Origin of the sequence: Acinetobacter sp. CWB-B33, from assembly GCF_039655955.1 — a bacterium.
Lineage (GTDB): Bacteria > Pseudomonadota > Gammaproteobacteria > Pseudomonadales > Moraxellaceae > Acinetobacter > Acinetobacter bouvetii.
This window is the reverse complement of the sequence record NZ_JAGFEU010000002.1, coordinates 327,958-345,988: the sequence shown is the minus strand read 5'-3', so window position 1 is coordinate 345,988 and position 18,031 is coordinate 327,958. Positions and strand designations below refer to the sequence as shown.

Genomic DNA, 18,031 nt, shown 5'->3' with positions numbered 1-18,031 from the left:
GCTTTTTATTTATGAAGTCTTACTTCGCCATCAAGGCTTCAATCTCTTCTACAGATTTCACTACAGCCGCAGTTAAAACCCGCGGGCCGGTTTTGGTGACCGCCACATCATCTTCAATACGGATGCCGATCCCGCGCCATTTTTCATCGACAGTTTCATCGTCCGGCGCAATATACAGACCCGGCTCAACGGTGACCACCATGCCTTCTTCATAAGCACGCCATTCACCATCCTGCTTATATGCACCGACATCATGCACATCCATGCCCAGCCAGTGGCCTGTGCCATGCATATAGAACTGGCGGAACGATTCAGCGGCAATAATTTCATCAATATTGCCGTGCATAATGCCGAGGTCGAGCAAACCTTGCACCAATATACGCACTGCGACATGATGCGGCTCTTTATAAGAGTTGCCAATACGCACGGCGTCAATGGCGGCAAGCTGGGCATCTAAAACGACGTTATACAGCGCTTTCTGCTCTGGGCTAAATTGACCATTCACTGGAAAAGTACGGGTAATATCGGAAGCATACAGCTGATATTCACAGGCTGCATCAATCAGCACCAGGTCTCCATCTTTCAGCTCTTTGTCGTTTTCCACATAATGCAGAATGCAGCCGTTTTCACCGCCGCCGACAATGCTGTTATATGAAGGCACGCAGCCATTTTTGCCAAACACATAATTCAGTTCAGCTTCCAGCGCGTATTCCATCATGCCGGGCTTAACCGCTTGCATGGCGCGGGTATGCGCTTCTGCAGAAATATCAGATGCCAGCTGCATCAGCGCCAACTCATCTTCAGATTTATGCAAACGCAGCTCATCGACAATGCGGTCCAGCTGAATCACCTGAGCGGGTGCAGATGCCCCCTTGCGGGATTCACCGCCCGCAGCGGCAATCCATTTGGCAACACGCGCATCAAAATCAGCCTGCTGGCCAATGCGGTAAAACAATTTGTCTTTGTTCTGCAATTTTTCAAGGATTTCTTCATCAAGCAAATCAATGGCATACGCTTCATCGGCCTCATAGTCATCGACGGCGCCGTCCACACCTGCACGGTAGCCATGCCAAATTTCCATTTCACGGTCGCGTTCGCGGCAGAATAGGCTGTAGGTATAGCCATCTTCTTCGCTGTCAAAGGTTTCAATCACTGCAACCGCTTCAGGCTCTGCAAAGCCAGTCAGATAAAAGAAACTGCTGTCCGCTCGGAATTTGTAGTCGGCATCGCGGTTGCGCATTGCTTCTTTGCTCGTGGCAATAATCGCGATGCTGCGCAGCCCCATTTCACCTGCAAGAATATCGCGGCGTTCCTGAAAGTCAGCTTGAGTCAATTTCTTCATCTGAATACTTCTTATCACTCTTAAATAAATAGTTAAAGTTAATGCTGAAAGCGGGATGAAACGCCCAAAATCAGCTTGGACGGTGCGGTGTAAACATTTCTACAACATTATTTGCATCAGCCGATTTTTTGGCAGAAAACAGCTGCAAAAGCGGACTTTCAGCCACTTCAATTTTCTTGCGGCCCATCGACAGGCTGACTGGAATCAGGCGTACAAACTCGTACAGTTCCTGATAGCTTTCTTCGCCTTCGTCATCATCATCTGATTCATCAAATTCAACTGAAGCGACATCCTGCAGATGCTCAATCAATTCCTGCTCTTCTGCGCGCAAATGCCCTGAAGCCAAGCCAAAGCCTAACACCACGCCTGCGCACCAGTCCGCAAGGGCTTGAACCCGCTCAGACAAACTGTGTTCATCATCCGGCAGCAGCGGCAAATAGTCCAGCTCATCTTCAGATAGCGCATGCGCAATGTCTTCGGTTTCGTCGGCTAAAGCCGCAATCGCTTCATCGCTGATTTCAGTCACTTCAAGCGTCGCTAAAATCTGCTGCCACTCTTCGCGCGTCGGCACCTGCGTCACACAGACAATGCCTGTCAGCAAGCCGTGCAGTTCGCTGGGGCTGGAAATCTCTTCGATTTCACTAAAATTGCGGTTCCATTCTGACCAACCTGAAATATCGTCTTGCATTCGTTTATCCAATCTCTATACTTCTTATATATTACCTTTGTTTGCAATACTGTGCGACCACGATATGTTAGAAGAATTACAGCGTCTGCAAGCGCATCTGAACGTTTTAAAAACGAAACTTGCGCATTATGAAAGTGAAAACGCCTCGCTTGCAGAAGATAAAGATTCTGCAAATGAACAGCATCATGCGCAAATTGTGCATAAAAACGGCATCATTACGCACAAACAAGAAGAAATTGATACGCTGACAGAGCAGTTAACCGAATCCCGCTCTCAATTTCAGCACCTGAATAATGATGCAGCCTCTTTGGCTGACCGTTACAGCCGTTTGGAAAAAAGCTGCACCGATTTAAAAAACCGGTTTCAGGAAATTTTGGCAGAACGCAATGAATTGCGTGTAGTCAAAGAAAAAATGCAAAACGAACAGCGCCATGCCATGCAGGAAATTCAGTCCCTGCAGCAGGAACGTCAGCGCCTGCTACAGAAAAATGAACATGCCAAAGCCAAAGTGGAAGCCATCATTCAGCGCTTAGCGGTTTTAGGCACGGCCCAAGATCAGCATGCGCAGGAAATCCAGCAATTGGCCCACCCAACTGACGCAAACGAGGAAGCTTAAGCATGACTGAACAAATTGCTGTCGATTTAAAAGTCCTTGGCCATAACTTCCGCTTAGCGACCACAGCCAGTCAGCAGGCTGATTTAGAACGTGCAGCCCAGCTGCTCAACGATAAATATGATGAATTCCGTCGCAAAGCGCCGCGCATGGAACCCAGCAAGCTGATTATTATGGTGGCGCTGGAGCTGATGCAGGAAGTGCTGAGCATGAATAAAAGCCTGCAGGAATACGAACACTGTGAACGGCTGCTGCAGACTATTTTGGAAGAAGCTGAAGATCTCGCTGAATAAGCGGGATCTTTTGCATAAAGCGCAGCCAAATACAAAAGAAGTTTACGCATCTTATGCTGAAGATGATTTGCCTCTAGCGCTTTATTGGTTATACTTGCTCTAACTCTGGGGTGTTCGCCAGCGGGTCTATTCCCCTGCCGATACTAACACTTATGGATCGTGTTCTGTATATTTAGAGCGTATGCCCATCTCCGTATGGGAAACCCAGCAAGTATACGTCGCGTCCACCTTGAACTCATCGGGTTCAGGGTAACGACACATGCAGCGGCACCTCCGGAGCTATTTCAATTTCAAACCATTCAAATTTATCGAACGCCTTCCAGCAAATTTTCCTCTTTTAATTGCCTCGCCATCCTTCACTCAACACATATGACGCTTTTCCGTCCGGCCTGTTCATCTGAATGTACGCCTATAGTTTGAATGATATATCCGAACCGGCACTCTGTTCTATCGCTATAAGCTGCGTATCCCGCCACTTTAGCGCTTTGCTGCATAAAACCCCGTTGATCGGTAAAATTCCATAAATCAGATGTGCAATATTCAGGCCTATTGCCGGTTTATAAAATCACCCCCAATTAGTGATTCCTCTGCGCATTGCAATCCCTGCCAAACCTGCGAGCCCCTGTAAACGGAATGTAAAATCATGATTCATCCGCCTGCAACAGGCTCACTGCTATTTTCATATACCTAAATTCAATAAAATCAACGCGGCTAAAGCAGGCAGCGCTTGAATATAAAGAATCTTTCGGCTTGCCGTGACACTGCCATAAATTCCTGCGATTAAGACGCAGATCAGAAAGAAGTTTGCCAGCATGAATGAAAATGGCAGCGATACCAGCAGTGACCAAATCAGGCCTGCGGCTAGAAAACCATTATAAAGCCCCTGATTCTGCGCCAATACTTTCGTTAATGCCGCCTTTTCTGGCGTATTTCCGAATGCTTTTAAACCCGCTGGCTTCTGCCACAAAAACATCTCCAGAACCAGAAAATAGATGTGCAAAAGAGCAATAATCACAATCAATATCTGAGAAATCATATTTCTTTTCCTTCTGTTCCGTGCAGTTTATTTATTTCGTTCTGTTCATTTTAAAATAACCGATTCAGCAATTTAAAACGATTTAATTTTTTGACCATGACTGCAAGCCATCTTCTAATGAAATACGGACTTTTTCATCCTATAAACATGACTTAGCCAGTCACTGTGCTGAGCTGTGTTTTCTTCAGCCTGCGTAAAACAGCTTGATCCCAATGAAAGGCCGTCCAAAGCGCGTTCAAGCGGTTCCTCCTTAAATTGATCAAGCAAGCGGCTGAAGACTCTGTTTTTACAATTTTTCCAGCTGCCGAATATAGCGGTTTATTTGCTGATCCATTTCCGGCATGACTTTGCTTAGAAATTCACAATAATTGATGGCGTCTTGCGCTGAAAGCCCTCCCGATTTCACCAGCTGCATTTGCTGCTGCAGCAGCTCATCCACTTTTCGCGCATCTGGCTGCTGGCCTTGGCTGAGGCTGATGCTGATGCCTTCAAATTCTTTATATAACCTGTCGCGCTGCTGCAATGCCGATTGATCCGGCAGATAGGATTCCTGCTTTTTTACTTGCATTGGCTGCAGGGAATTTAGCGCTTCTGCTGCTGATATATTTTTTTCAATCGCCGCAGGCTGAGTGCGCTGTGAATTTTCCAACAATGCCGCTGGATCCGGCTTTAAAAACACAAGCCAAGCCGCCATCACCATAAACCCGACGGAAGCGGCCACAGCCAGTTGCACTCGAGAAAGCATACTTCACCTTTTTTATTTTTATTCATTTGCTGTATTCAATGCGCTCCGCGGAGCTGCGCATCTTAGAGAACAGGCTGGCCCAGCCTGTTCTCAGCTCACCCGCTCTTTTTATTGCGCAGGCCAGCCTGCAGGCGCATAACCGATGCGCACGCGCTGCGGATGATTGCCTACAGGGACGCTCAACACCTTATCGCCTGTGTCAAAATCAATCACCGTCACGGTGTCATTGGCGCTTTCAGAGATAATGCAGCTTTTGCCGTCCGGGCTGCGGGTCGCCCAGTAGGGCTTGCCGGCAGAGATCAGTTTGCCTGCTTTTAAAGTTTTCCGGTCCACAATTGTGGCGTAGTCATCCATGGTTCCCGCGACACATAATTTCTCTCCGTCACTGCTGATGGATAAGCCGTGATGCCGTGAATCATTGACCCATTTGCTGCGGTCAGAAGGAATTGTTGAACTGCCTGGCAGCTGCCCAATGCGGGTCACCTTGTCCTGATTTAAATCATACTCCACCAAGCCATTGAAAAATGAAACCTGCGCATAAATCTTGCTTTCATCTTTGCTGAATACAATTGGCCGCACCGCATTGGATAAGTCTTTGCGCCCAACGGCATCCAATGCCGGGCGGAAATCAATTTTTTTCAGCACATTAAAATTACCTGCATCGGCAATGGTGAGATAGCGCTTGCCCTTGGTAAAGTCCTGCCATGAGGCATCCATTGAGGTTTCCACATTGCCGATCGCCGAGTTCAAAATCTTGCTGCCGCCATCGAAATAAATGTTTTCATGCGGTTTGTCCCCTGTGGCAAAACGGCCCAATTCCTTGCCGCTATTGATGTCCAATACCTGCACAACATTGCCTGAAGAGGCCGAAACCGCCACTTGCTGTCCATTCGGAGACACCGCCATATGGTCAGCGCGGAAGCCTTCTACCGGCGTGCGCCAGTTAATCTTTCCAGTTGCAATATTAATCGAAACCACATCTGCAAAACTTGGGCGGGAAGCCACGACCGATTTACCGTCTGGCGTGGAATACATGTCATCCACCAGCTGATCGTGCCCTTCACCTGCAGTCGATTGAATATAGGTGTAGGCAATCAATTTCACTGGATTTAAGTGGATTTCCAGCAGCCGCTCTTTACGGTCCGGAATCATATTGATGACGCCAATCTTTCCAAAATCGCCGGAAGAGCGGATCACGGTCACCGTCCCGTCCCAGTTATTGCCGACAAAAAAGACCTGCTGGCTGTTGCTTGGCGCAGCAGCTATGGCCGCGCCAGAACCGGCTGCCGTCAAAATCAGCAGCTGCGCCACTTGATGCTTCATTTTTGCTTTCCATTTCATTTTTATTCTCCAGCAATCTGCTGATTTTTTTGATTTTTCTTTAATTATCGGCTGTTCAAAATGTTTTGATACCGCCGTCTGCAGCAAGCACTGCTCTTTGCTTCAATGCCTGGCGCACGAATAAATATACAAATGTATAAATATGAATGCACAATAAAATCCGATGAAATATTCACCAAAACCTGCAATTTAGATAAACGGAAGCATGCCGGCATCGAGATGAATATTTCAAATAGATGCCGCTCTGCACTTGCTGTTTAACATTGAAGGATTAAACTGTAAAAAATTCTGAAATATAAAGCCGCATGTTCTACGATTTAAACACGCTTAGAAAAGACCTGCGCCAACAGCGCCGTGCTGTAAGCAAATTTCAGCAAAGACAATCGGAACAGGCGGTATTAAATCGCATCATACGGCTGCCCGAATTTCAGCAGGCCAAAAAGATCGGCATTTATCTCCATGCCTTTGGTGAAATTCATACCCGTAAAATTATGCAGTACTGCTTTGCTCAAGGTAAATCTGTGTATTTGCCTATGATTTGCAATATGAACCAGCGCCTGTCATGGGTGCACATCTCTCAGCATCAGTATTTCAGCCAGCGCTTTTCACACCACCCCTTAGGCATGAAAGAACCCATGTCCTCACGCGGCCTGCATGTGTCCAAACTGGATCTGCTGATCATGCCTTTATTGGCTTGCGACGCACACGGCACGCGCATTGGTATGGGCGGCGGCTATTACGATAAAACCTTAGCTTCAGCGCCGCAGCATCCTTTCAGGCTGAGCCTTGCGCATCATTTTCAGCTGATCAGTGAAACTTTGCCCCGTGAATCTTGGGATCAGCCTTTGGACGCCTTGCTGACCCCGCAAGCCTTATTGCGATTTCCGCGTTAAATTGATCATTTTGACAGGTTAGACTGTTTTAAAATCAGATGTTTACTCATTTTTCATACAATTTATTCCGCCACGCCCTTGTAATTTTTAAAATACCCATCACTATAAAAAACATGGCAACACCGTTGTCACTCATTAGGAGTGCCCATGTCTGAAATTATTATGAATGAAGAAACCTTAGAGCCTCAGGTTCCAAGTGTATTGCCGCTTTTGGCGCTGCGCGATGTGGTGGTTTATCCTCACATGCAGATTGCGCTATTTGTGGGTCGTGAAAAATCGATCAATGCAGTGGACGTGGCTCGTAACAGTGACAATCTCGTATTTGTAGTTGCACAGAAAGATTCGCTTACAGAAGAAATTGATCACGACAATTTATATCAATACGGTACTGTCGCGAAGATTGTGCAAGTTGTGAATCACGAAAATGATGAAAACTGCATTAAAGTACTCATTGAGGGCTTGCACCGTTCAAAGCTGGTCAAAATCATCGACAATGATGAATACCTGTCTGCAGAACATAGCTTAAGCCCAATGACTGTTGCAGCCGATAGCGAGAAGCATGAATCACGCATTGAAGAATTGCGCACCATGTTCGCGCAATATGCGGAAGCGAAACTGCGCAATGCGCGTGAGCTGATTGCTGCGGCCAACAAAATTGATGATTTATTGCAATTGCTGTTTTTCGTTGCAACCCGTGTACCTTTGAATATTGATGTGAAGCAAAAATTCTTAGAACACGATGAATTCGAAGCGCATTTGCAGGAATTGATGACTTACCTGCTGCAGCAGTCTGAAGAGCAGCAGATTGAACAGACTCTGCATGATTCAGTTAAACGCCAAATGGAAAAAAACCAGCGCGAATACTTCCTCAATGAAAAGATGAAGGTCATTCAGCGCGAGCTTTCCGACATGAATGGCGGCGCTGAAGACGACGTTGCAGAAATTGAAAGACGCCTTGCAGAAGCCGATCTGCCTGAGCATGTGCGCAAAAAAGTCGAAGCTGAATTCCGCAAACTCAAAGCTATGCAGCCGGCGTCTAGTGAAGCGGCTGTGGTGCGCAATTATATCGAGGCCATCTTAGATACGCCTTGGAATAAAGCCAGCAAAGTCAGCATTAACTTAGCCAAGGCGCAAGAAATTTTAGATGCAGACCATTACGGCTTAGATGACGTAAAAGACCGTATTGTGGAATATCTTGCAGTGCAGTCACGGGTGAAAAAACTCAAAGGCCCGATCCTGTGCTTAGTCGGTCCTCCGGGTGTAGGTAAAACCTCACTGGGTGAATCGGTTGCGAAAGCGACAGGCCGTGAGTTTGTGCGCATGGCGCTGGGTGGCGTACGTGACGAAGCGGAAATCCGCGGTCACCGCCGCACCTATATTGGCGCGATGCCGGGTAAAATTGTGCAGTCTTTAACGAAAGTCGGCGTGAAAAACCCATTGTTCCTGCTCGACGAAATCGACAAGATGGCGCAAGACTACCGCGGCGATCCTGCTTCTGCCCTGCTGGAAGTCCTTGATCCGTCACAGAACAGCAAGTTTAACGATCACTATTTAGATCTTGATCTGGACTTGTCTGAAGTGATGTTCATCTGTACCGCCAACAGCATGAATATTCCGGAAGCGCTACTTGACCGCATGGAAGTGATTCGTCTGCCGGGTTATACCGAAGATGAAAAAATCAACATTGCAGAACGTTACCTTGTTCCGAAAGCAATCAAGAACAATGGCCTGCGCGCTAAAGAACTGACTGTTCATGAAGAAGCAATCCGTGACATCGTACAGCGTTATACACGTGAAGCCGGTGTGCGCAGCTTAGAGCGCGAAGTCTCTAAAATTGCCCGTAAGGTGGTGAAAGAAGCGGTCAGCAAAAAGGCGAAAAACCTGCAGGTTGATGTGACTTCGGCCAATCTTCCAGACTACCTAGGTCCGCATAAGTTTGACTTCGGCATGGCGGAAGATGAAGCGCAAGTCGGCCGCGTTAATGGCCTTGCTTGGACGTCTGTCGGCGGTGAATTGCTGACGATTGAAGTGGCAGCCGTGAAAGGCAAAGGTAAATTCATCACCACCGGTTCACTCGGTGACGTGATGAAAGAATCAATTACCGCTGCCATGACTGTGGTTCGCACCCGTGCGGATGAATTAGGCATTGAAGCTTCACGCTTTGAAGAAACTGATGTTCACGTGCATTTGCCGGAAGGCGCAACACCGAAAGATGGCCCATCTGCAGGTTTGGCGCTGACGACTGCCTTGGTTTCTGCCTTCACAGGCATTGCAATTCGTCCCGATATTGCGATGACAGGTGAAACCAGCTTAGGCGGCCGTGCAATGCGCATTGGCGGTTTGAAAGAGAAGCTTTTAGCAGCCCACCGCGGCGGCATCAAACTGGTGTTCATTCCTCAGGAAAACGTCCGTGACTTGGCTGAGATTCCAGACAATGTCAAAGAGGGCTTGGAAATTAAGCCGGTGAAAAGCATCGATGAGATTCTGCCATTGGCTTTAGTGGACATGCCGAAACCCTTGCCTAAGGCGCCGATTGTGAAGGCTTCTGGTGAAGTTAAAGCAGCCCGCCATTAAGCACTGATCAATGACACATACAAAAAGAGCGCTTCGGCGCTCTTTTTGCTTTTCAGCGCAGCAGCTTTAGAAGCGACACCATCGATTACAAAATTAAAATTCCACTCTGAAGCATTTCACGCATAATAAAACAGATCAATTAATGATCATATTTGCATTCAAATTTTAAAGGCCAATCAATATGTCAAATCCTGTTTGCTGGTTTGAAATTTATGTCAATGATATGAATAGAGCCAAAAAATTTTATGAAACCTTACTCTCGGTTGAATTAAGCCTGCTGGGAGATCCGAACAATTCCAATATGCTCATGTGGGCCTTCCCTTCCGATATGAGCCAATACGGCACAACCGGCACATTGGTGAAAATGGACGGTGTACCCGCGGGAGGCAACAGCACCGTGGTTTATTTCAGCAGTGAAGATTGCGCCATAGAACAGGCTCGAATTGAATCCGCCGGCGGAAAAATTCATCAAGAGAAAATGTCGATTGGCGAATATGGCCATATTGTCTTAGGGCTCGACACAGAGGGAAATCTGTTCGGCATTCACTCAATGAAATAAAGCCAGCTGATGCAGGATGATTGAGGGTATCGCTCTATCTTATATTCGTCATCGCCTGGCCTATGAAACGCGGCCTATCATGAGTTTTACCCGCTGGAAAAATGCTGTGCAGACTGCCTAATGCGAACCCTTTTATTGATTAAAATTTATACAGATATTCCCAAAAGGGCAATTTAGGCGTACAGTAAATCTTTCAGAGCCGTTTTTAAATTTATTGTTTTTTCTAGTCTTGGTGTGATGGCTATACAGCCCAAAACTTACTTTAAGCCATAGCATACAGCGTTTCAAACCACAATATATAAATTTAAAGCTTTGAAATATCCAGTTCTTTTAAACCCTTCACAATTGGAGAGCTGCTCTTGAAAAAAGGTGATTTACCTCCATATTAATAGTAGAGACATACTGCGCTGTATGTTCCATGTAGGCTCTAAGCTTAAAAATTTATGAGTCCTAAAATGGTCATCTGCATCTCCAGGCAGGTGATCTTTTATCGCAGTCCAAAGGCTTTCAGGACTGCGTTTTTTATGCAAAGGCATTCTAAAGCCAGCAAATATGCAAATAGATTCATTTTGGAGTTTGCCTAAAAATGCGGGCATCGGATATCACTTTAAAATAGTTTGCACTAAGCCGTTTACCACCTGCCCCATTTTCCCGACATCCACATTGTCTATCGTGTCTTTATCGGTATGATAGTTTTTATTGCGGTATATGCCCGTATCTGTAATGACGATTGCCGGCAAATCAAAAGCCCAGTAATTATTGTGGTCAGAGAAGTCCATTGCCTGAACAAAGGATGGCGCAATCAGCCTTTCACATTGCAGCTGATTTAAATTCTTCATTGCGCCGCAAAAACCGGCTGTGATCTCACGGGACTGCAAATTGCCAACGGCCGCAATATAATTGCCATGATCCGGATAAATCCATTTCAGGCCAATCGGATATTCCTGCACCAGATTTGGATCAAAATAGCCAATATTTTCCAAGATATAAATGCTTTTAACCGCTTGATTTTGCTTTTCAATCGATTTTGCATGCACATAGCTGCCCATGTCTTCCGTACCTGAAAACGGCGCTTCATTTAAGGTGTAAAACACAAAATCGACGGTATTTTTTAGGCTGCTTTTTTCCGCTGAGAGAATGCGCGCTGTTTCAATTACTCCAGCCACGCCAGATGCATTATCGTCCGCGCCGGGCTTATCTTCAAAAACATCATAGTGCGCGCCCACAATAATTTTTTCAGCGCTATTGCCTTTGAGTGTACACACCACATTGCGGTAGGCCTCATCGTTCACCTTATAGGTCTGATATTGGCATGGAATGCCGAAAAGCCGCATCTGCTCGCGGATCCATGAAGACACTCGGTTCAGCTCCCTCACATCTTTAAAATTCCGATAATCGCCGTCCCCCAGCAGCTGTTCCATATAAACCGTTAAATTCTGCGGTTCTGCATTTTTAATTGCCGCGGCATGCGCAGATGAAGCGGCCATAACCGCCATGAAACTGAAGAAACTCTGCCCAGCAAGCTGTATGATTTTATATTTCTTCATCGCAAACTTCCTTATTATTATTTCTCAAGTTGTGTGAACAGGTTCACGCTTTCTAGATATTAAAGCAATAATGGCTTCGCCAATTCAATTGCAAATTGTTTCTGATCTCAGCAAAGCGTTATTTCTCGTTATAATGGCGCTTTACATTCATTACAGCCTGCTATGAAAATCCGCATTATCACCATTGGCCAAAAGATGCCTGCATGGGTATTGACTGGCTTTGAAGATTATTTCAAACGCATTCAGCCTTTTGTTCAAACTCAAATTATTGAACTCCCGATGGCAAAACGCGGTAAAAATGATTCAGAAGCAGATATTTTGAAATACCGCCAGATTGAAGGCGACAGTATTTTAAATGCCATGAAGCATAATGAAATTCTGATAGCGCTGGAAGTAGGCGGCCGTGAATTCAGCACAGAAAAACTGGCTGAAACCATGAAAGGCTGGATGCTGGAAGGCAATGATATTGTATTAGCCATTGGCGGGCCCGATGGGCACTCAGAAGCGGTCCGCAAAGCGGCTGCTTGGCATTGGTCGCTATCCAAGTTGACGCTGCCGCATCCGATGGTCCGCGTGATGCTGATTGAACAGCTGTACCGCGCCATGAGCATTAACCACAACCACCCCTACCACCGCGCGGGCTAATGCCTTCCTTTAAACGTTGCATTTATGCAACGTTTTGTTGATTAATCCGATATTTATCGCATCTGAAAAATTTGTCAAAATACTTACAGAACAGTTAATTAGGCGTACAGCAAATGAATCTGCAAACCCTGCCCGGCTTATTTATTTCCCATGGCTCGCCCATGCTGGCAATTAATCCTGAGCAAGTCGGCCCCGCTTTGGAACGCCTGAGCTTAAATCTGCCTAAACCTGAAGCCATCATTGTGATGTCAGCGCATTGGGAAAGCAGCGCGCTGGAAGTCAACACTGGCGTGCGCCCGGAAACATGGCATGATTTCCGCGGTTTCCCGCCTGAATTATACGATATCCGCTATCCTGCGCCTGGCCATCCTGAATTGGCAGAAAATATTCTGCATATGCTCTCAGAAGCGGGTTTTTCCGCCCACGCCAACAGCACGCGCCCGCATGATCATGGCGTATGGATGCCGCTGCTGCATATGTATCCGCAGGCAGATATTCCTGTGGTCGAAATTGCCCTGCCAATCAGCATGTCAGCGCAAGATATTTACAAAATCGGCCAGACGCTTGCGCCTTTGCGCAGCAAACAAATTTTGATTATTGGATCCGGCAGCATTACCCATAACCTGCGTGAACTCTCATGGAACCGCCAGCCGGCTCCAGTCCCTGTGTGGGCGTCAGCATTCCGCAATTATGTGGTCAGCAAGCTGGCCCACAGTGATTATGATGCTGTATTGGACTGGCAGACGATCCCCTATGCCGAACGCAACCATCCGACGCTGGAACACTTTGCACCGCTGTTCTTTGCCATGGGCACAGGCCACCGTTTCAGCATCGTGCACAGCAGCTTCAGCATGGGGTCACTCGGCATGGACATTTACCGCTTCGATTAATATATAAAAACTATTTATAAGTTAACAAATAAATATTAATTGATACATTTTGATACCTAAAAGGGCCGAATGTATCCATTTTTTTTAAACTTGAATGCGATATGCTTGATCTTGTTTTCAAATCAATTACTTAATTCAGATAATACGTTGAGCAGACAATGAAATTGAAATATTTAGCCATCGCACTTTTCCCCCTTGCTTTAGCTGCGTGTCAATCCAGCGATATCCAAAAAGTAGGAGATTTAGCAGTGTCTGTTCTTCAGCAGCAAAATGCAGATCAAACTTTAGCGTCTTATCAATGGAGCACCGATACAGGCGCGCCGAAACCGCTTGTGCTTAATTTCGGTTCTGAAGGCCGCCTCAGCATTTCTACCAGCTGCAATACAATGGGCGGCTCTTGGAAAGTGGCAGGCAATCAAATTGTGACGGGTTCGATGATGTCTACGCAAATGGCTTGCCCTGATGCAGCCATGAAGCAGGAACGCTTGGCAGCCTCTATTTTCCAAAGCAGCAAAGTGCCGTTTGTCTTGAACCTGAATGATGCCGATCAGCCGACACTGACTGTAACGGCTGCAGATGGCAAACAGTATGTGTTTACCGGAAAGATGACGCCTGAAACGAAATATCAGACTCAAGGTGAAACTATTTTCTTAGAAATCAGCCCAGAGACTAAAAAATGCGTTGGCGTCGCGCCGCAAACCTGCCTGCAAGTGCGTGAAATCAAATATGCCGAAAATGGCGTAAAAACACAGGTTGATAAAGACTGGACTTTATTCTACAGCGGCATTGAAGGCTACACGCACAACCCAGCAGAACGCCAAGTTGTCCGCATCAAACGTTATGAAATTAAAAACCCAGCAGCGGATCAATCTAAATATGCTTATGTTCAAGACATGATCATTGAACGTGAAGCAGTCAAAGGTTCTTTGTAAATGCTTGTCAGATCTTAATCTGTGACTGAAAGCATAAAAAAACCGAGGCCATGACCTCGGTTTTTTATTCAGCTCACTGTGTTGATCCTGAATGACATCAACACAGCGCTGTGAATTAAATTAATATACGCCTTGAGCCAGCATGGCATCAGCAACTTTTACAAAGCCCGCAATGTTAGCTCCATTGACGTAGTTCACAGTGCCGTCAGCTTCTGTACCGTATTTCACGCAGTTGCGGTGAATTTCTTTCATGATGGCATGCAGGCGCTCGTCCACTTCTTCAAAAGTCCAGCCTAAACGGATGGCGTTTTGAGACATTTCAAGCCCAGAAGTCGCAACACCGCCCGCATTAGAGGCTTTGCCCGGCGCATAAAGAATCTTCGCTTCAACGAATTTTTCTACTGCATCCAATGTAGACGGCATATTCGCGCCTTCTGCCACGCAGATCGCGCCATTAGCAAGCAGCGCGGCAGCATCGTCTGCATCCAATTCATTTTGAGTTGCGCATGGCAGTGCAATATCACACTTGATAGACCACGGGCGTTTGCCTTCAAGGTATTCAAAACCGTGTTTAGACGCAAACTCAGAAATACGGCCGCGTTTGACGTTTTTCAGTTCCATCACTTCGACCAGAAGCGCATCTGTAAAACCGTCTTTAACGTATACCGTACCGGCAGAATCAGAAAGTGAAACAACTTTCGCGCCTAAGAACATTGCTTTTTCAGCAGCATATTGCGCAACGTTGCCAGAACCTGAAATGGTTACCACTTTATCTTTAAAGCTGTCGCCGCGGGTCTTGAGCATTTCCTCAGCGAAATACACAGTACCGTAGCCAGTCGCTTCAGGACGCGCAAGCGAACCGCCGAAAGTTAAGCCTTTGCCAGTGAATACACATGCCGTGTCATTGCTTAATTTCTTCATCATGCCGGCCATATAGCCAACTTCACGGCCGCCCACACCAATATCGCCCGCAGGGATGTCCGTGTTAGGGCCTAAGTGGCGGTATAGCTCAATCATCAGCGCTTGGCAGAAACGCATGATTTCGCCTTCAGACTTACCTTTAGGATCAAAGTCTGAACCGCCTTTACCGCCGCCCATAGGCAGTGTAGTCAAGGCATTTTTAAAAGTTTGTTCAAAGCCCAAAAATTTAAGAATTGAAAGGTTCACAGACGGGTGGAAACGCATGCCGCCCTTAAATGGGCCAATTGCTGAATTGTATTGAACACGAAAAGCGCGGTTCACTTGAGTTTGACCTTTGTCATCTACCCAAGACACACGGAATTGAATAGCGCGTTCAGGTTCAACAAGGCGTTCTAATAAACCATAGTCAGCATATTGCGGATTCTTTTCAATGAACGGCCAAAGGCTAGTCATAACTTCTTCAACAGCTTGAAGAAATTCGGGTTGATGTGAATCACGTGTTTTTACGTAGTCAAGAAAGTCGTTAAGGCTGTTGTATTTCAACGCTTAATCCTCAGCAGAAATGGATCAAAATCGATCAAAATTTTAATCAGTGATATATTTTGGCGCAAAATATTAAATATCTTTTGCATCATTTCAGCAATAGTTTTCTCAAAAAAACTTAATTTTCTTTATAGAACATAGATTTAATTTAATCTAATAGTCTTTTTTATTATAAATGCAATAACTTTTTAGAATAAATTAATGTAATATTTTGCTCGATAATAATGCATAAAAAGAACCATTTTCGTGCAATGCCTTGTACTGTAACGACTGTGTTTCGCTGTGTTGCCGCCCTCTTCCTGAAGGAGATCCCTCCGCTTAATCAGCCTTCAGCACAGACGCATTCAGCATACAAAACGCTCTTTTTTATCGTAAAATGCCCCAGGGCTTAATACCTTTAGGGCATTGCTTTTATGAAAGCATTTCATAAAGCATGCAAACAGCAGCAATCACACCTCAAAGAGAAACTGCGGCTTTTCTATTTGCACTCAAAGAACAGCCTCAAAAATCATTGTTAAAACATGCTAATATTGCACTCCAGCATTTTGTTTCACGCTGACTGCACAGCATTTCCGGTTATCCATGAATACACAAATCTCCCTCATCCAAAAAATTGATGCCCTGCTCCCGCAAACACAATGCGGACTTTGCGGGCATCGAGATGGCTGTTTGCCTTATGCAAAATCCATTGCTGAAGGTGAGGAAGCCAATAAATGCGTCCCTGGCGGCCAGCCTGTCGCTGATGCGCTTGCCGCGTTGCTGAACCGGGCGGCTTTGCCGGCAGAAGAAAGCATTTGGCCTGTACAGCAGGATGGCCATCCACAGCGCATGAAAGCAGTCATCCGTGAAGATGAATGCATTGGCTGCACCAAATGCATCAGCGCCTGCCCAGTGGATGCCATTATCGGCTCAGGCAAATTGATGCATACAGTACTGACTGACCTCTGCACTGGATGCGAACTGTGCATTCCGCCTTGCCCAGTCGACTGCATTGACTTGATTGAAGATGTGCAGCCGCTGCCGACAGAAAGCCTGCGCGCGCAGGAACAGCAGGATTTGCGCCAGCGCTACTATGCGCATATTCAGCGTGAAGAAAAACGCCGCATTAACCGCAAAGGCCCTGTCGTTCGCGCTGAAATTGATACGGCGCTCTTTGCCCGTTTTTCAACGCAGTCCGATAGCGTTCCCAACATCGAACTGACTGAAAAAACAGATAGAAAAAACTTAGTGCAGGATGCTAAAGCCACCATTGAATTGGCTAAAATCCGCACCCAGATTAAGAAACTGGAAAAACAGCTCAGTGTCCGTGAAGATGCCAGCAAACGGGCGCTTCTGGAAGATTTAAACCAGCAGCTGAATGCACTGCAAGGGGAATAATATGGCCGTCAAAAACATGACCAAGAAGCAGATTCAAACTTTTTTTGAACGGCTTCGCGCACAGCGCCCCAACCCTAAAACAGAACTCAATTATTCAAGCCCTTTTGAACTGCTGGTTGCCGTTACTTTGTCTGCGCAAGCGACAGATGTCAGCGTGAATAAGGCCACCGATAAACTCTTTCCGGTCGCCAACACGCCAGAAGCCATTTACGCGCTGGGTGTTGAAGGCTTGAAGGCATATATCAAAACCATTGGCTTATATAATTCCAAAGCGGAAAACGTCATCAAAGCCTGTAAAATGCTGATCGAAAAGCACAACAGTGTTGTTCCGGACAACCGCGCGGATTTGGAAGCGCTGCCCGGCGTTGGGCGCAAAACAGCCAATGTGGTATTGAATACTGCCTTTGGACAGCCAACTATGGCGGTAGATACGCATATTTTCCGCTTAGGGAATCGGACAGGCTTAGCTGTAGGGAAAAATGTGCTGGAAGTTGAACACCGCTTGGTGAAAGTCATCCCCAAAGAATTTATTGTCGATTCACATCACTGGCTGATTTTACACGGCCGCTACTGCTGCACTGCGCGTAAACCTAAATGCGGCGAATGCATTGTCTCCGATGTCTGCAACTGGCCAGACCGTTTCGAGTTTGGCGCAGCCCGCACAATCGCCGTCAAAAATATTGAGGCATGATTTTTTTAAATCGGCATGGCTAGATTTAATTCAAAATGCCTCAATTGGGCGTCCGCTGGGCTAAGGCAATGAAATGAACAACCGCTTAATGGCAATCCGCCCAGTGCAAGCACTATGCTTTTACTGAATAGACTCTGCCTGCTGCTGTTCTGTGCGCCTGCTATTTTTTCTTTTGCTGCTCTTGTTCTTTTTTCAATTTTGGGTGCAATTGATACTCAACAGGCTGATTGCGGCGCTCCAGTTTTTCCTGTTCCTGTGTCTTTTTGAGCAGCTTAAAGCTGTAATACAGCATGCCCAAAACCACTACTGCAGCTGCCGCCAATACCAAAATAACCGCAATATGCTCCACAGCCCAATCTCCAAAAAACAGCGCAATAAAAAAGAGCCCTAATATGACTTAG

Annotated in this window: 17 protein-coding genes, 1 other RNA gene and 1 pseudogene; 11 read left to right on the top strand and 8 right to left on the bottom strand. The window is 46.3% G+C overall.

The genetic code is table 11. The features are described 5' to 3' along the window. Window positions 1-19: 19 nt before the first annotated feature. Window positions 20-1,342 carry a Xaa-Pro aminopeptidase gene (pepP, locus tag JZ784_RS07900; protein ID WP_346314462.1) on the bottom strand — a complete coding sequence of 441 codons (1,323 nt, stop codon included), beginning with the start codon at window positions 1,340-1,342 and terminating at the stop codon, window positions 20-22. 70 nt (window positions 1,343-1,412) lie between these two features. Continuing rightward, complete coding sequence (locus tag JZ784_RS07895; protein ID WP_346314461.1) at window positions 1,413-2,030, bottom strand: UPF0149 family protein; 618 nt, start codon at window positions 2,028-2,030, stop codon at window positions 1,413-1,415. Between the two features lie 64 nt (window positions 2,031-2,094). Here JZ784_RS07895 and JZ784_RS07890 point away from each other — a divergent pair, with 64 nt between their 5' ends. The 3 genes from JZ784_RS07890 (at window position 2,095) to ssrS (ending at window position 3,220) form a co-directional block, all read left to right on the top strand. Next, window positions 2,095-2,646: a hypothetical protein gene (locus JZ784_RS07890; protein ID WP_005008388.1), complete on the top strand. Its 552-nt coding sequence runs from the start codon at window positions 2,095-2,097 to the stop codon at window positions 2,644-2,646. Window positions 2,647-2,648: 2 nt separating this feature from the next. Beyond that, window positions 2,649-2,936: a cell division protein ZapA gene (locus JZ784_RS07885; RefSeq protein WP_005008385.1), complete on the top strand. Its 288-nt coding sequence runs from the start codon at window positions 2,649-2,651 to the stop codon at window positions 2,934-2,936. A gap of 99 nt (window positions 2,937-3,035) precedes the next feature. Beyond that, window positions 3,036-3,220, top strand: a non-coding RNA gene (gene ssrS, locus JZ784_RS07880) — 6S RNA. A gap of 395 nt (window positions 3,221-3,615) precedes the next feature. Here the strand turns inward: ssrS and JZ784_RS07875 are convergent. From JZ784_RS07875 to JZ784_RS07865, 3 genes are all read right to left on the bottom strand, one after another. Continuing rightward, the gene (locus JZ784_RS07875; protein ID WP_346314460.1) at window positions 3,616-3,972 is read right to left on the bottom strand and encodes a DUF1304 domain-containing protein; all 357 of its coding nucleotides are present in this window, start codon (window positions 3,970-3,972) and stop codon (window positions 3,616-3,618) included. Between the two features lie 286 nt (window positions 3,973-4,258). Beyond that, on the bottom strand, window positions 4,259-4,717 hold the full coding sequence (locus JZ784_RS07870; RefSeq protein WP_346314459.1) for a hypothetical protein: 459 nt from the start codon (window positions 4,715-4,717) through the stop codon (window positions 4,259-4,261). 108 nt (window positions 4,718-4,825) lie between these two features. After that, entirely contained in the window at window positions 4,826-6,040 is a 1,215-nt protein-coding gene (locus JZ784_RS07865; RefSeq protein ID WP_346314681.1) for a YncE family protein, read from the bottom strand. A gap of 323 nt (window positions 6,041-6,363) precedes the next feature. Between JZ784_RS07865 and JZ784_RS07860 the strand changes: the two genes are divergently transcribed. The 3 genes from JZ784_RS07860 (at window position 6,364) to JZ784_RS07850 (ending at window position 10,084) form a co-directional block, all read left to right on the top strand. Then, window positions 6,364-6,951: a 5-formyltetrahydrofolate cyclo-ligase gene (locus JZ784_RS07860; protein WP_346314458.1), complete on the top strand. Its 588-nt coding sequence runs from the start codon at window positions 6,364-6,366 to the stop codon at window positions 6,949-6,951. A 147-nt stretch (window positions 6,952-7,098) separates the two neighbouring features. Continuing rightward, window positions 7,099-9,525, top strand: a complete 2,427-nt coding sequence (gene lon, locus JZ784_RS07855) for an endopeptidase La (protein ID WP_346314457.1) — start codon at window positions 7,099-7,101, stop codon at window positions 9,523-9,525. A 181-nt stretch (window positions 9,526-9,706) separates the two neighbouring features. Continuing rightward, a complete protein-coding gene (locus JZ784_RS07850; RefSeq protein WP_219189881.1) occupies window positions 9,707-10,084 on the top strand; it encodes a VOC family protein in 378 nt (125 codons plus the stop codon). 602 nt (window positions 10,085-10,686) lie between these two features. Here the strand turns inward: JZ784_RS07850 and JZ784_RS07845 are convergent. Beyond that, entirely contained in the window at window positions 10,687-11,631 is a 945-nt protein-coding gene (locus tag JZ784_RS07845) for a M28 family peptidase (protein ID WP_346314456.1), read from the bottom strand. A 162-nt stretch (window positions 11,632-11,793) separates the two neighbouring features. Here JZ784_RS07845 and rlmH point away from each other — a divergent pair, with 162 nt between their 5' ends. From rlmH to JZ784_RS07830, 3 genes are all read left to right on the top strand, one after another. Continuing rightward, window positions 11,794-12,276, top strand: coding sequence for a 23S rRNA (pseudouridine(1915)-N(3))-methyltransferase RlmH (gene rlmH, locus JZ784_RS07840; RefSeq protein ID WP_005008370.1), 483 nt, complete (start codon window positions 11,794-11,796; stop codon window positions 12,274-12,276). 113 nt (window positions 12,277-12,389) lie between these two features. Beyond that, on the top strand, window positions 12,390-13,166 hold the full coding sequence (locus tag JZ784_RS07835) for a class III extradiol ring-cleavage dioxygenase (protein WP_005008369.1): 777 nt from the start codon (window positions 12,390-12,392) through the stop codon (window positions 13,164-13,166). Between the two features lie 158 nt (window positions 13,167-13,324). Next, window positions 13,325-14,098, top strand: coding sequence for an META and DUF4377 domain-containing protein (locus tag JZ784_RS07830; protein WP_005008367.1), 774 nt, complete (start codon window positions 13,325-13,327; stop codon window positions 14,096-14,098). 120 nt (window positions 14,099-14,218) lie between these two features. Here the strand turns inward: JZ784_RS07830 and gdhA are convergent. After that, window positions 14,219-15,593 (bottom strand): annotated as a pseudogene (gene gdhA, locus JZ784_RS07825) (NADP-specific glutamate dehydrogenase). A 551-nt stretch (window positions 15,594-16,144) separates the two neighbouring features. Here gdhA and JZ784_RS07820 point away from each other — a divergent pair. Both JZ784_RS07820 and nth read left to right on the top strand, forming a co-directional pair. Then, window positions 16,145-16,939 carry an RnfABCDGE type electron transport complex subunit B gene (locus JZ784_RS07820; protein ID WP_346314455.1) on the top strand — a complete coding sequence of 265 codons (795 nt, stop codon included), beginning with the start codon at window positions 16,145-16,147 and terminating at the stop codon, window positions 16,937-16,939. A 1-nt stretch (window position 16,940) separates the two neighbouring features. Continuing rightward, window positions 16,941-17,630, top strand: coding sequence for an endonuclease III (nth, locus tag JZ784_RS07815; RefSeq protein ID WP_346314454.1), 690 nt, complete (start codon window positions 16,941-16,943; stop codon window positions 17,628-17,630). A gap of 160 nt (window positions 17,631-17,790) precedes the next feature. On the opposite strand, the gene JZ784_RS07810 is transcribed toward nth, so the two are convergent. Then, window positions 17,791-17,979: a hypothetical protein gene (locus JZ784_RS07810; protein ID WP_130147759.1), complete on the bottom strand. Its 189-nt coding sequence runs from the start codon at window positions 17,977-17,979 to the stop codon at window positions 17,791-17,793. Window positions 17,980-18,031 lie beyond the last annotated feature (52 nt).

What these genes read in the sequence shown, in the direction of transcription:
- pepP (WP_346314462.1), bottom strand. Translation starts at nt 1,342, where the DNA reads ATGAAGAAATTGACTCAAGCTGACTTTCAGGAACGCCGCGATATTCTT.
- JZ784_RS07895 (WP_346314461.1), bottom strand. Translation starts at nt 2,030, where the DNA reads ATGCAAGACGATATTTCAGGTTGGTCAGAATGGAACCGCAATTTTAGT.
- JZ784_RS07890 (WP_005008388.1), top strand. Translation starts at nt 2,095, where the DNA reads ATGTTAGAAGAATTACAGCGTCTGCAAGCGCATCTGAACGTTTTAAAA.
- JZ784_RS07885 (WP_005008385.1), top strand. Translation starts at nt 2,649, where the DNA reads ATGACTGAACAAATTGCTGTCGATTTAAAAGTCCTTGGCCATAACTTC.
- JZ784_RS07875 (WP_346314460.1), bottom strand. Translation starts at nt 3,972, where the DNA reads ATGATTTCTCAGATATTGATTGTGATTATTGCTCTTTTGCACATCTAT.
- JZ784_RS07870 (WP_346314459.1), bottom strand. Translation starts at nt 4,717, where the DNA reads ATGCTTTCTCGAGTGCAACTGGCTGTGGCCGCTTCCGTCGGGTTTATG.
- JZ784_RS07865 (WP_346314681.1), bottom strand. Translation starts at nt 6,040, where the DNA reads ATGAAGCATCAAGTGGCGCAGCTGCTGATTTTGACGGCAGCCGGTTCT.
- JZ784_RS07860 (WP_346314458.1), top strand. Translation starts at nt 6,364, where the DNA reads ATGTTCTACGATTTAAACACGCTTAGAAAAGACCTGCGCCAACAGCGC.
- lon (WP_346314457.1), top strand. Translation starts at nt 7,099, where the DNA reads ATGTCTGAAATTATTATGAATGAAGAAACCTTAGAGCCTCAGGTTCCA.
- JZ784_RS07850 (WP_219189881.1), top strand. Translation starts at nt 9,707, where the DNA reads ATGTCAAATCCTGTTTGCTGGTTTGAAATTTATGTCAATGATATGAAT.
- JZ784_RS07845 (WP_346314456.1), bottom strand. Translation starts at nt 11,631, where the DNA reads ATGAAGAAATATAAAATCATACAGCTTGCTGGGCAGAGTTTCTTCAGT.
- rlmH (WP_005008370.1), top strand. Translation starts at nt 11,794, where the DNA reads ATGAAAATCCGCATTATCACCATTGGCCAAAAGATGCCTGCATGGGTA.
- JZ784_RS07835 (WP_005008369.1), top strand. Translation starts at nt 12,390, where the DNA reads ATGAATCTGCAAACCCTGCCCGGCTTATTTATTTCCCATGGCTCGCCC.
- JZ784_RS07830 (WP_005008367.1), top strand. Translation starts at nt 13,325, where the DNA reads ATGAAATTGAAATATTTAGCCATCGCACTTTTCCCCCTTGCTTTAGCT.
- JZ784_RS07820 (WP_346314455.1), top strand. Translation starts at nt 16,145, where the DNA reads ATGAATACACAAATCTCCCTCATCCAAAAAATTGATGCCCTGCTCCCG.
- nth (WP_346314454.1), top strand. Translation starts at nt 16,941, where the DNA reads ATGGCCGTCAAAAACATGACCAAGAAGCAGATTCAAACTTTTTTTGAA.